The sequence below is a fragment of the Kitasatospora sp. NPDC015120 genome, from assembly GCF_043080305.1.
Classification (GTDB): Bacteria; Actinomycetota; Actinomycetes; order Streptomycetales; family Streptomycetaceae; genus Kitasatospora.
Genome location: NZ_JBIBVJ010000005.1, coordinates 176,719 through 188,946 on the forward strand (window position 1 = coordinate 176,719; position 12,228 = coordinate 188,946).

Sequence of the window (12,228 nt, forward strand, 5' to 3'; positions counted from 1 at the left end):
CGATGACAGGATCCACGCCACATCTCCTTCCTCCAGCCCGGCCCCGCGTCGGGCTGCCCCCACTCCCGAAGGATTCGGCGTGCTCCTGCGCACCAGACTCTCCATGCTCGCGGCAGGCGTCGTCGCCTGTTGCGCCACGGCCACCGCCGTGCTTCCGGCCCAGGCCTTCGCGGCGCCCCCCGCCGTCACCGCCGGTCCGGCCCCCGCCGCCCCCGCCGCCCCCGCCGGTCCGGTCGGCCCCGCCGCCCCGAAGGCCCCGGCCACGACGACGGGGTCCGAGGAGCCCGCCGAGCCCGCCGCGTCGCAGTCCCCGGCGCTCCTGGGCGCGACGCGCCTGCTGGAGGAGCCGGCCGGGGCGAGCGGCCCTGCCCCGTTCAAGTCCCTCGCCGGGCCGAGCTGCACCCCGGCCGACTTCGCGGCCCTCACCGGGGCGGACCTGGTCGCCTTCATCAAGGGCTCGACCCCGGAGTGCGTCAACTCGCTGTACCAGAGCGCCGGCGCCGACCCGGGCATCTTCAACCAGGCCCGGATGCTGTCCGTCGCGGCCGCCCTCAAGGACGTGGCCGCGAACTACTCCGGCGACAACACGACCGGCATCGCGCAACTGGTGAAGTACCTGCAAGTCGGCTACTACATCCAGTTCTACCACCCCGCCGCGACCGGCCCGTACACCGCCGAGCTCACCACCGCCCTCACGTCCGCCCTGGACACCCTCTTCGCGGGCACCCGCTGGCGCGACGTCAGCGAGAACAACGGCCGCATCCTCAAGGAGGTGGTGTGGCTCACCGACAGCGCCAACGTCCAGGCCCACTACCTCGGCGCCTACAAGCGGATCCTCGACGGGTACGACAACACCTACAACCAGTTCCCGCAGATGCGCAGCGCGGTCAACTCCGTGCTGTACTACCCGCTCTGGTTCGGCTACCGGAACGCGGACTTCGTCCGGGCGCTCGCGGCGGACCCGGCGCTGATCACCTCGCTCGCCGACTTCGCGATCGACCACCGCGACCTGCTGAGCGGGCCCCACTCCGTCCTCGACACCAACGCGGGCAACGACCTGGCCAAGTTCGCCGGGACCGGCCCCGCCGCCGAGGCCGTGGCCAGGCCGCTGGTCAAGAAGGTGCTGGACGCGGCGCCACTGCTCTCGCCCTTCGGGTCGCTGTACCTGTACACGGCCCGCCAGGCCGAGTACTTCGACCACGGCCAGTGCTCGTACTACGGCATCTGCGACCTGCGCGACAAGCTCATCTCGGTGATCCTGCCGAACCAGCTGGTCTGCGACAACCGGATCCTCCAGGCCCAGTCCCTGTCGGCCGCCGAACTGGCCACCGTCTGCGAGAGCCTGCGCAGGCAGGACGCGCTCTTCCACCGTGTGTCCAAGGACAGCGGGCCCATCCCGGACCAGTACGCCAAGACCGTCACCTTCGGGATCTTCGCCACCAAGGCCGACTACACGACCTACTCGTGGGCGATCTACGGCAACAGCACCGACAACGGCGGCCAGACCGTCATGGACGCGACCGACCCGAACGCGCGGGCCGTGACCGTGATGTACCAGAAGGCCTGGAACGTCAACGACCCCGCCCGGGTGTGGAACCTCAACCACGAGTACACCCACTACCTCGACGGCATCCACAACCTGAAGGGCACCTACGACACCCAGTCGTCCGTCCCGGACAAGTGGTGGGTCGAGGGCCTCGCCGAGTACGTCTCGTACACCCACCGCGGCGCCACCGACGTCGACGCGATGAACCAGGCGGCCCAGCACACCTACAAGCTCAGCACGCTCTTCCAGAACACCTACGCGAACTCGGACTCGACCCGCACCTACCCGTGGGGCTACCTGTCCGTCCGGTACATGGTGGAGAAGCACCCGGCCGACGTCCGGGCGATGCTGGAGCGCTTCCGCGTCGGTGACTACCCCGGCGGCTACGCGGTCTACAACAACCTCGGCACCGCCTACGACGCCGACTTCGACGCCTGGCTCGACGCCTGCGCCGCCGGCGGCTGCTACGCGACCGGTCCGACCTCGCTGTTCGACACCACGGTGAACGGCGCGACCGTCAGCGTGAAGGAGCGCTCCGTGCAGACCGGTCCGGGCCGGATCACCGGCTGGCACTGGGACTTCGGCGACGGCACCTCCTCGGAGGAGCGCAGCCCGAGCCACACCTACGGCGTGCCCGGCCCGTACACCGTCGCGCTGACCACCACCGACGACACCGGCCGGACCGCCACCACCGCGAGCGCGGTCACCACGACCGCGCTCGGCCTGCCGGCCTGCACCGAGCAGCGCACCGACGCGATGGCCCGCGACTGCGCCCGGCCGGGCCGCGCCGCAACCGCCGGCAACACCGACCACCTGTACGTCTACCTGCCGGCCGGGACCACCACGCTGAAGGTCAGCACCCTCGGCGGCACCGGTGTCGCGTACCTGTACTACAACGCCGACACCTGGGCCTCGCCGAAGGCCTACACCGCCGCCTCGACGGCCGCCGGCACCACCCAGTCCCTCACCGTCACCAACCCCACGGCGGGCTACCGCTACCTGAGCCTGTACGCCGCCACCGACTTCAGCGGCGTCACGGTCACCACCCGGTTCTGACCCGCGACGGATCCACGCGCCCGGCCGGACCCTCCCGGCCGGGCGTTCCGCGCGCACGGGGCCGTGCGCGAGACTGGCCCGATGGTGATGAACACTCCGGCGGCCCTCGCCCGCGGCACGGACCTGCTCGGCTCGGCGGAGGCGGCCGAGCGGGCGGCGGGCTGCGATCTGGTCGGCGAGGCGGCCGACCGCGACGAGGACCTCAGGGCCGAGGCGGCGGGCGTGCTGCTCGCGCTCGCGGAGCGGGAGCGGGACGGCCGCGTCCTCGCCCGCCTGGCAGGGGCCCTGGGGCGGACCGACGACGGGCGGGCGGTGCCGGTCCTGGTCACCCTCGCCGGTCACCCCGAGGCGGAGGTGCGCCGGCAGGTGGCCTCCGCGCTCTCCCTCGACGAGGTGGTCACCGGCCCGCCGCACGCCCCCGGTGTCCGCGCGCTCCTCGCGCTGACCCGGGACCCGGAACCGGAGGTCCGCGACTGGGCGACGTTCACGCTCGGCTTCCAGTGCGCGGCCGACGGCCCGGAGGTGCGGGCGGCACTCTGGGAGCGGACCGGCGACGAGTACCGGGATGCCCGCGAGGAGGGCGTCCGCGGCCTGGCCCGGCGCCGCGACCCACGGGCCGTGCCGCTGATGCTCGACCTGCTGGCGGACCCGGACGGCGCGGCCGTCCTCACCTTCGAGGCGGCGGAGATCCTGGCCGCCCCCGCACTGCTGCCGCTGCTGGAGGACTACGACCCGGAGGACCACGGGGTGGCCGAGGCCCTCGCGGCCTGCGACCCGGCCCTGCGGGCCCGGCTGGAGGACGAGGCCTGGGGCCTGGCGTGCGCGCTGGACCGGCTGCGGCCCGACCTGGCGCCCGCGCTGTGGGCGACGCGCTGCGAGCCCGGCCTCACCCTCGGCGTCGGCGGCGGCCCGGACGCCCCCGGCTACGACGTCGCGGCCCTGCTGGCCCGGGCGGGCGGCGATCCGGCCCGCGCGGCCGGACTGGTCGTCGGGGACCATCCGGTGGCGGCCGGTCACTAGCATCGGCGCATGACCGAACAGCACAGTGACTGGAGGTCCGACCGCGTCGGCAGTGCCCTGCGCGGCGAGAACCCCACCGTCCTCCGTCGGCTGGCGGCCGGGTTCGCCGTGATCGGGGACGTGCAGTTCCTGCCCGGGTACGCGATCCTGCTGACCGACGAGCCCGGGGTGCAACGGCTCTCCGACCTGCCCCGCCCCCGCCGGCTCGCCTACCTGGAGGACCTCGACCGCCTCGGCGAGGCCGTCGAACGCGCCTGCCGGGCGGCCGATCCGGCCTTCCGCCGGGTCAACCTGGAGATCCTCGGCAACACCGACCCGATGCTGCACGCCCACGTCTGGCCCCGCTACGACTGGGAGCCCGCCGACCTTGTCCGCCTCCCCGTCTGGCTCTACCCCCGCGACCGCTGGACCGACCCCGCCCACGCCCTCGCCCCCGCCCAGGACCCGCTCCGGGCCGCCATCGGCGCGGAGCTGGATGCGCTGGGGTAAAGGCCGGTGGTGCAGACCACTCGATCTCGTGAATCCGCTGACCAGGAGCGGGACGGGCGGCCAACTCCCGCTTACGCTGCGGGACATGGACATCGTCATCCCGCTCTTCGAGGACTTCGAGCCGCTCGACGCGATCGGCCCGTACCAGGTGCTCGGCTATCTGCCGGGGGCCACCGTGCGGTTCGTGGCGGCGGGGGAGCGCGGGCCGGTGGCCGACAGCATCGGGGGGATGCGGCTGGACGTGCCCATCCGGTACGCGGACGTCGAGGGGTGCGACGTGCTGCTCGTGCCGGGCGGCCACGGCACCCGGCCGCTGATGGACGACGAGCCCTTCCTCGACTGGCTGCGCCGGACGCACACGACCACCCGGTACACCGCCTCCGTGTGCACCGGCGCGCTGCTGCTCGGGGCCGCCGGGCTGCTCGACGGCCTCGCCGCCACCACCCACTGGGCGGCGGCCGGCGAACTGGCGGCGTACGGCGCCGCGTACACCCCCGAGCGGGTGGTGCACCGGGGCCGGATCGTCACGGCGGCCGGCATCTCCGCCGGCATCGACATGGCGCTCCTCCTGGCCGCCCTGCTCATCGACGAGACCACCGCCCGGGCGATCCAGCTGCACGCCGAGTACGACCCCAGGCCCCCCTTCGACAGCGGCAGTTGGGCGAAGGCCTCGCCCGCCGTGCGGGAGCGGATCAAGGAGCTCTAGCTAGGCACCGAGGAAGGACTCCAGCGCCGCGGCGAGGGCGACCGGGGTCTCGTGCATCGGGTAGTGGCCGGAGGCGGGAAGCTGCTCCACCTCGGCGTTGGGGTAGTGGACGAGGAAGGTGGCGCGCATCGCCTCGGTGGTCAGCAGCAGGTCGTGCTCGCCCGCGAACACCCGCACCGGCACGGGGTTCCCGGCGATCCGGTCCACCAGGTCGGCGGTGGTCCAGTCCCGCACGTAGCCGCCGAAGGCCTCGCGGGTGGAGAGCTCCAGCGAGCGGTCCACCATCCGGTCGAGCCAGACCCGCCCGGCCCGCCGTCCGGTCACCCGGTCCAGGATCTCGTACCGCTTCGCCCGGTCCCCGGCCGCGCCGTAGAACAGGGCCTCACCGTCCGCGTCCATCGGGTACGGCCCCGCCGGGACGGGCGCCAGCCCGGCCAGCCGCCGCACCCGCTCCGGCGCCTGGGCGAGCACCTGCTGGGCGGCCTTGCCGCCCATCGAGTGCCCGACCAGCGAGAACTGCGACCAGCCGAGCTGGTCGGCCAGCGCGAGCGCGTCGTCCGCGATCTCGGCCAGGGTGTAGGCGCCGCTGACGTCCTTGCGGTCGCCGTAGCCCCGGTAGTCGAGGAAGGCGTAGGTGAAGGCGGAGCCGTCCAGGTAGTCCGGGAACGGGCCCCAGCCCGCGCTGGTGCCGAACCAGTCGTGCAGCACCAGGACCTTGTGGGGGCCGGCGCCGACCGAGCGGTGAGGGATCGTCATGCGGGGGTTCCTGCCCGGTGACGGCGGCGCCGAACCCCGGGCCCGCGGCGCGGCCGGTGCGCCGGCCCCGGTGCGGACCGGCCTCCCGTCGGGCGGAAAACCCTTCGACAGCGGGGCCCGGGCGCGCTGGACTGGGGACATGACGCCCCGGACCCCGGCGATCGACACCGCGTTGGTGCGGCGGCTGCTCGTGGAGCAGTTCCCGCAGTGGGCGCGGCTGCCGCTGCGGCGGGTGGAGCCCGGGGGCTCGGACCACGTGATCCACCGGCTCGGGGACGCGCTGGCCGTCCGGTTGCCGCGCGGAGCGTGGGCGGCCGGGCAGGCGCGCAAGGAGGCGCGCCTGCTGCCCCGGCTCGCGCCGCACCTGCCGCTGGCGGTGCCGGCGCCGCTGGCCGTCGGCGAGCCCGCGCACGGCTACCCGTGGCACTGGTCGGTCGCCCGCTGGCTGCCCGGCGGGACGCCCGCCGGCCCCGCCGGGCTCACCGACCTGCCCGCCGACGCCGTCCGCCTCGCCGGGTTCCTGGCCGCGCTCCGGGCGCTTCCGACGGTCCCCGGCCTCGCTCCGGGGGCGCACAACGACCATCTGGGCGCCCCGCTGGCCGGCCGTGACGCCGGAACGCGGGCCCGGATCGCCGCGGTCGGGGGCGCGTTCGACGCCCGCGCGCTCACCGCGCTCTGGGACGCCGCGGTGCGCGCCCCCGTCCACTGCGGCCCACCGCTCTGGTTCCACGGCGACCTGCACACCGGGAACCTGCTCGCCGTCGACGGACGGCTCACCGCCGTCATCGACTTCGGCGGTCTCGGCGTCGGCGACCCGGCCTGCGACCTGGTCGTCGCCTGGACCCTGCTGGACGCCCCCGCCCGGGCCGCCTTCCGTGCGGCCCTCGGCGTCGACGACGCCGCCTGGCTGCGCGGCCGCGGCTGGGCCCTCACCACCGGCCTCAACGCGTACACCCACTACGCCGCCACCCACCCCCGGATCGCCCGCGCGACCCGCCACCAGATCGAGGCGGCGCTCTCCGAGCCGGACCACCTCCCGAAGGAGCCCCGATGATCGGCCAGTTGGAGTGCATCGTCCTGGACTGCCCGGACCCGGCCGTGCTGGCCCGGTTCTACGCGGGGCTGCTCGGCGGTGAGGTGGACCGGCCGGACCCGCGCTGGTCGCTGCACGCCGACTGGTCCACCCTGCACACCCCGTCCGGCCAGGTGCTCTGCTTCCACCGCGTCGCCGACCACCGCCCGCCCCGCTGGGGCGATCCCGCGAGCCCCCAGCAGATCCACCTCGACGTCCACGTCCCCGACCTGGCCACCGCCGAGCCCGCCGTGCTCGCCCTCGGCGCCACCCTCCTCCACGACGCCGGCCGCTGGCGCATCTACGCCGATCCGGCCGGCCACCCCGTCTGCCTCCTCCCGGCCCGCCACTGAGCGGCACGGCGACGGTCCCCGGGACCGGCCCGCGCGGTGACCGGCGGGGCGGTCCGGGCTGCCCCAGGGCGTCGTTCAGGCCAGCGTGAGGGTGTCGCCGACCGCGAGCCGGCCCGGGGCGGCGACCTCGGCGAGGGCGTCGAGGCGGGAGTCGTGGTATGCCGCGAGGGCCTTGAGGATCTCCGGGGCGTGCGGCAGCCCGGGCTGGGCGGCGGTGGTCATCACACAGCGCTCGCTGGAGCGGACGAAGGCGAGCCGGGCGGCGGAGCGCGCGGAGCCGTGCGCCTCGCGCCCGAACCAGGCGTCCTCGGTGAACGGCGGAGTGCCCGGCGGGGTGCGCAGCAGGACGTTCGGGCGGAACCGGCGGACGTCCACCACGGCGGACGGCGCGGCCTCGGCGACCCAGTCCAGGGTGGCGGTGGTGAGCACGCTGACCGGGAGCTGGTCGAAGTGCGAGACGGCGTCCTCGCGGGCGAGCTCGACGTCGTCGCGCTGCAGGTAGGCGCGCAGGAACGCGGTCGGGTCGAGGACCGGCCGGCCGAGCGGGTCGAACAGCTCGGGGCCGTCGAGCCGGCGGCCGAGCCGGGCGGAGAGGCGCAGCAGGCCGTCCATCCGCCGGAACCGGCGGGTGTTCTTGCCGGAGCCGAGCTTGCCGTTGCCGTCGCGCACGGCGTAGAGGCGGTCGCCCGCGAGCCCGCGGTCGTCCACCTCGACGGAGTCGAGCCGCTCGCCGCCGGTGGACTTCACGGGGTAGCGCCAGAGCTGCTCGATGACTCCGATGATCTCTGCCATGGCCGGACAGCGTACCGCCGTGCGCCAATGTTGGTCTAGACCAAGTGCCGGGCCCCGGCCAGGTGTTCCCGCCCGGCCGCGCTGCGCCCGCTCACCCCAGCCGGGCGACCGCCCGCACCGGGGCCCCGTCCGCCGCCACCAGCCGCAGCGGGAAGAGCGACACCTCGACCGGCCGGCCCGCCTCCTGCGCCGCCAGCAGTGGCCGCAGATCGGTCAGGTTCTCCGCGATCACCCCGCCGCCCGGCGCCCCGAGCAGCACCCGGTGCGCCGCCAGCGTCGGCTCCTCGGCGGCCGGCTGGTCGTGCTCGTCGGTGAGGTCGGCGAGCAGGGCGGCGACCGCCGGGTCGCCCGGGCCGGGGTCGGGCGTCGGGTCGACGCTGAGCGCGTCCACCCCGACCGTGCGCACCCCGGCGGCGACGATCGCCTCGGCGGCCCGCGCGGTCAGGCTCGGGTGGGCGAGGTAGGCGTCGGTGCCCCAGTGCCGGGCCCAGCCGGTGGCGAGCAGCAGGACGGTGCCCTCGCCGGACCGCTCCAGCGCGGGGGCGAGCAGCTCGGCGGTGATCGCGGCGCGCGGCTCCAGCCCGCGCAGGTCGGCGACGACGGCCGGCCCGGTGAACCGCTCCAGCGGCAGGCCGTCCAGCGTCGGCCAGGTGACGTCGACGTGGTACGGGGCGTCCACGTGGGTGCCGGACTGCGAGCCGAGGTGCAGGGCGAGCACGTTCACCCCGGCGGTGGAGGTGGTGAGGGCGGGCTCCAGGAGGACGGCCGGATCGCCGGGGTGGACCGGCATCGCGGTGGTCACCTGGTGGGTGAGGTCGACGAGGGTCGTGGCCATGCCGCCATCCTCCCAGGGCGGGCCGGGGCGGAGTGAGGGGCGCCGTGGGGATAGAAAGTAACCACTATGGAAAAGCCTGAGCAGCCAGTCCGCCGTCCCTGGGTCGTGGGGGTCTCCGGCGCGTCCGGCACCCCGTACGCCGCTGCGGTGATCCGCGCCCTCCTCGCCGCGGGCGAACCGGTCGACCTGGTGGTCAGCCGGGCCGCCCGGCTGACGATCCTCGACGAGACCGGCATCGCCTTCCGGGACGCGCACTGGCGCGCCGACCTGGCCGCCTGGCTGGGCGCCGGGGCGGAGGAGCTGGAGGACGTCCGGTACTGGCCGGCGGGCGACTTCGCGGCGGGCCCGTCCAGCGGCTCGTACCCCGCGAAGGGGATGCTGGTGGTGCCCGCCACCACCGGTGCGGTGGCCGGGATCGCGCTCGGCCTCAGCAAGGACCTGCTCCAGCGGACGGCCAGCGTCACCCTCAAGGAGCGGCGTCCGCTGGTCGTGTGCGTCCGCGAGACACCACTCAACGGGGTGACGTTGAAGCACTTGGTGGAACTGGACGCGCAGGGCGCCGTCGTGCTCCCCGCCTCGCCCGGCTTCTACGCCGGCGGCTCCACCGTCGGCGAGCTGGTCGGTTTCGTCGCCGGACGGGTGCTGGACGCCGTCGGCGTGCCGCACACGCTGTACCGCCGCTGGGAGGGCGAGTTGGGCGCGGCGGCGCGCGCAACCGGGCGCCCGGCCTGAGGGGGAGTGAGATCCCGTAGGACGGGAGAGTATGTTCTCTGCGATATCCGGGTTGGTCCGCGTACGGCGCCTTTGAATCCGGATAATGATCTGTGGGTCTGGCGAGGTTCGGAAGGACGCGACGGTATATGGACACGGTGGACAGACAGCTCATCCAGGCGCTGCGGGAGAACGGCCGCGCCTCGTACGCCGAGCTGGGCCGGCTGGTCGGCCTCTCCGGCCCGAGCGTCACGGACCGCATCAACCGGCTGGAGCAGGCCGGGGTCATCACCGGCTACCGGGCGACGGTCAACCCGGCCTCGCTCGGGTTCGGGGTCACCGCCCTGATCGGCCTCCAGCTGACCGACGCGGCGGACCACGAGGACGTCGCGTTCCGGCTGAAGGACCTCGGCGAGGTCGAGGACTGCTGGTTCATCGCCGGTGACGACTCGTACATGCTCAAGGTCCGGGTGCCGGACGTCGAGGGCCTGGAGTCGGTGGTGAAGCGGATCTCGGGCACGAAGGGCGTGGCCCGCACCCGGACGACCGTCGTACTCTCCACGAAGTGGGAGAGCCGGGTCAGCGAGCTGCCGCTCGCCGAGGCCGAGTAGCACACGGACGCGCGACGGACGCACGGGGGAAGTGACGGTCATGGCACTGGTCGGTCTGGAGGAACTGCACGCGGCCCGGGAGCGGATCGCGGGCGTCGCGGTGCGCACTCCGCTGGTCCCCGCCCCCTGGGCGGCGGACGGCGGGCGCCGGCTCTGGCTCAAGCCGGAGAACCTCCAGCCGACCGGAGCGTTCAAGACCCGCGGGGCGTACAACCGGCTCGCCGCGCTGAGCGGGGCGGAGCGCGCCCGGGGCGTGGTCGCGCAGTCCAGCGGCAACCACGCACAGGCGGTGGCGTACGCCGCGCAGCTGCTCGGCATCAAGGCCGTGATCGTGATGCCGGACACCTCGCCGGCGGTCAAGGTCGAGGCCACCCGGTCGTTCGGCGCCGAGGTGCTGCTGGTCACGCCGGAGGAGCGGGACTCCGTGCCCGGCGAGCTGGCCGAGCGGCACGGCTACGTCTGGGTGCCGCCGTACGACGACCCGTTCATCATCGCGGGCCAGGGCACGGTCGGCCTGGAGATCGCCGAGGACGCCCCGGCGGAGCTGGACACCGTGCTCGTGCCGGTCAGCGGCGGCGGGCTGATCGGCGGCACCGCGGCCGCGCTCAAGCTGACCCGCCCGGGCATCCGGGTGGTCGGCGTCGAACCGGAGCTGGCCGCCGACGCGCAGGCCAGCCTGCGGGCCGGGCGGCGGATCGGCTGGCCGGTCGCCGACACCTACCGGACGATCGCCGACGGCCTGCGCACGCCTTCGGTCGGGGTGCTGCCGTACGAGCACCTCACCGCCTACGTGGACGACATCGTCACGGTCACCGAGGACGAGATCCGCGCCACGGTGGCGCTGCTGGCCCGGCGCGGGCGGATCGTCGCCGAGCCGTCCGGCGCGGTCGCCCCGGCGGCCTACTTCCACCGGGCCGCCGAGCTCGGCGGGCAGGCCGTGGCGGCCGTGGTGAGCGGCGGCAACATCGAGCCGTCGCTGCTGGCGGAGCTGCTCGCCGGCTGACCCGCTCGGGGCGGCTGCCCGCGAACCGCCACGGACGGGGGCGTACGCTCGTTCCGGCAACGATTCGAAGTCGGAGGAGGCGGGGCACCGCATGGACGCAGGGCTCAAGCGCGAGCTGGAGGCGAAGGTCTACGCGGGTGAGCGGCTGACCCGGGAGGACGGGATCGCGCTCTACGAGAGCGACGACCTGGCCTGGCTGGGCGGGCTCGCCCACCACGTGCGGACGCGGAAGAACGGCGACGTCGTCCACTTCAACGTCAACCGCCACCTCAACATGACCAATGTGTGCAACGCGTCCTGCGCGTACTGCTCGTTCCAGCGCAAGCCGGGCGAGAAGGACGCCTACACGATGCGCATCGAGGAGGCCGTCCGCCTCGCCAAGGCGATGGAGGTCGACTCCCTCACCGAGCTGCACATCGTCAACGGGCTGCACCCCACCCTGCCGTGGCGCTACTACCCGCGCTCGCTGCGGGAGCTGAAGGCCGCGCTGCCGAGCGTCTCGCTCAAGGCCTTCACCGCCACCGAGATCCACTGGTTCGAGCGGATCAGCGGCCTGCCCGCCGACGAGATCCTCGACGAGCTGATCGACGCCGGTCTGGAGTCGCTGACCGGCGGCGGCGCCGAGATCTTCGACTGGGAGGTCCGCCAGCACATCGTCGACCACGACACCCACTGGGAGGACTGGTCGCGGATCCACCGGCTCGCCCACAGCAAGGGCCTCAAGACGCCGGCCACCATGCTCTACGGCCACATCGAGGAGCCCCGCCACCGGGTGGACCACGTGCTGCGGCTGCGCGAGCTGCAGGACGAGACCGGCGGCTTCCAGGTCTTCATCCCGCTGCGCTACCAGCACGACTTCCACGACTCCAAGGACGGTGTGGTGCGCAACAAGCTGATGGCGCGCACCGAGATGGCCACCGGCGCGGAGGCGCTGAAGACCTTCGCGGTCTCCCGGCTGCTGTTCGACAACGTGCCGCACGTCAAGGTCTTCTGGGTGATGCACGGCGTCACCACCGCCCAGCTGGCGCTCAGCCACGGCGCGGACGACATGGACGGCTCGGTGGTCGAGTACAAGATCACCCATGACGCGGACAACTTCGGCACCCCGAACAAGCTGAGCCGCGAGGACCTGCTCGGCCTGATCCGGGACGCCGGCTTCCGCCCGGTGGAGCGCAACACCCGCTACGAGGTCATCCGCGAGTACGAGGGCCCCGACCTGACGCGCCGGGAGACCCCGCAGGCGATGCGCCTCTGACCACGGCCCCCGGCCGCAGGAGC

General features: G+C 74.1%; 13 protein-coding genes. 10 read left to right on the forward strand and 3 right to left on the reverse strand.

Annotated elements, in window-relative coordinates; genetic code table 11:
- Window positions 1-79 precede the first annotated feature (79 nt).
- From ACF1AK_RS14970 to ACF1AK_RS14985, 4 genes are all read left to right on the forward strand, one after another.
- Window positions 80-2,602, forward strand: a complete 2,523-nt coding sequence (locus ACF1AK_RS14970) for a collagenase (protein ID WP_391499214.1) — start codon at window positions 80-82, stop codon at window positions 2,600-2,602.
- An 81-nt stretch (window positions 2,603-2,683) separates the two neighbouring features.
- Window positions 2,684-3,622 (forward strand): HEAT repeat domain-containing protein, encoded by a 939-nt coding sequence (locus ACF1AK_RS14975; RefSeq protein WP_391499215.1) that lies wholly within the window; start codon window positions 2,684-2,686, stop codon window positions 3,620-3,622.
- A gap of 9 nt (window positions 3,623-3,631) precedes the next feature.
- Window positions 3,632-4,111, forward strand: a complete 480-nt coding sequence (locus tag ACF1AK_RS14980; RefSeq protein WP_391499216.1) for a diadenosine tetraphosphate hydrolase — start codon at window positions 3,632-3,634, stop codon at window positions 4,109-4,111.
- 85 nt (window positions 4,112-4,196) lie between these two features.
- The gene (locus ACF1AK_RS14985; RefSeq protein WP_391499217.1) at window positions 4,197-4,817 is read left to right on the forward strand and encodes a DJ-1/PfpI family protein; all 621 of its coding nucleotides are present in this window, start codon (window positions 4,197-4,199) and stop codon (window positions 4,815-4,817) included.
- Here the strand turns inward: ACF1AK_RS14985 and ACF1AK_RS14990 are convergent, their stop codons facing one another.
- Window positions 4,818-5,573 carry an alpha/beta fold hydrolase gene (locus ACF1AK_RS14990; RefSeq protein ID WP_391499218.1) on the reverse strand — a complete coding sequence of 252 codons (756 nt, stop codon included), beginning with the start codon at window positions 5,571-5,573 and terminating at the stop codon, window positions 4,818-4,820.
- Window positions 5,574-5,712: 139 nt separating this feature from the next.
- On the opposite strand from ACF1AK_RS14990, the gene ACF1AK_RS14995 reads away from it, so the two are divergent.
- Together ACF1AK_RS14995 and ACF1AK_RS15000 are read left to right on the forward strand one after the other, a co-directional pair.
- Window positions 5,713-6,627, forward strand: coding sequence for an aminoglycoside phosphotransferase family protein (locus ACF1AK_RS14995; RefSeq protein WP_391499219.1), 915 nt, complete (start codon window positions 5,713-5,715; stop codon window positions 6,625-6,627).
- Window positions 6,624-6,998: a VOC family protein gene (locus tag ACF1AK_RS15000; protein WP_391499220.1), complete on the forward strand. Its 375-nt coding sequence runs from the start codon at window positions 6,624-6,626 to the stop codon at window positions 6,996-6,998. Before ACF1AK_RS14995 ends, ACF1AK_RS15000 begins: the two co-directional genes overlap by 4 nt.
- 75 nt (window positions 6,999-7,073) lie before the next feature.
- Here ACF1AK_RS15000 and ACF1AK_RS15005 read toward each other — a convergent pair whose 3' ends face one another.
- Both ACF1AK_RS15005 and ACF1AK_RS15010 read right to left on the reverse strand, forming a co-directional pair.
- The gene (locus ACF1AK_RS15005; protein WP_391499221.1) at window positions 7,074-7,790 is read right to left on the reverse strand and encodes an MOSC domain-containing protein; all 717 of its coding nucleotides are present in this window, start codon (window positions 7,788-7,790) and stop codon (window positions 7,074-7,076) included.
- 91 nt (window positions 7,791-7,881) lie between these two features.
- Window positions 7,882-8,625, reverse strand: coding sequence for a cyclase family protein (locus ACF1AK_RS15010; protein WP_391499222.1), 744 nt, complete (start codon window positions 8,623-8,625; stop codon window positions 7,882-7,884).
- 66 nt (window positions 8,626-8,691) lie between these two features.
- Between ACF1AK_RS15010 and ACF1AK_RS15015 the strand changes: the two genes are divergently transcribed.
- From ACF1AK_RS15015 to mqnE, 4 genes are all read left to right on the forward strand, one after another.
- Window positions 8,692-9,357 carry a UbiX family flavin prenyltransferase gene (locus tag ACF1AK_RS15015; protein WP_391499223.1) on the forward strand — a complete coding sequence of 222 codons (666 nt, stop codon included), beginning with the start codon at window positions 8,692-8,694 and terminating at the stop codon, window positions 9,355-9,357.
- 128 nt (window positions 9,358-9,485) lie between these two features.
- The gene (locus tag ACF1AK_RS15020) at window positions 9,486-9,947 is read left to right on the forward strand and encodes an Lrp/AsnC family transcriptional regulator (RefSeq protein WP_376086263.1); all 462 of its coding nucleotides are present in this window, start codon (window positions 9,486-9,488) and stop codon (window positions 9,945-9,947) included.
- A gap of 40 nt (window positions 9,948-9,987) precedes the next feature.
- Window positions 9,988-10,950, forward strand: a complete 963-nt coding sequence (locus tag ACF1AK_RS15025; protein ID WP_391499224.1) for a threonine/serine dehydratase — start codon at window positions 9,988-9,990, stop codon at window positions 10,948-10,950.
- A 91-nt stretch (window positions 10,951-11,041) separates the two neighbouring features.
- Complete coding sequence (gene mqnE, locus ACF1AK_RS15030) at window positions 11,042-12,205, forward strand: aminofutalosine synthase MqnE (protein ID WP_391499225.1); 1,164 nt, start codon at window positions 11,042-11,044, stop codon at window positions 12,203-12,205.
- Window positions 12,206-12,228 lie beyond the last annotated feature (23 nt).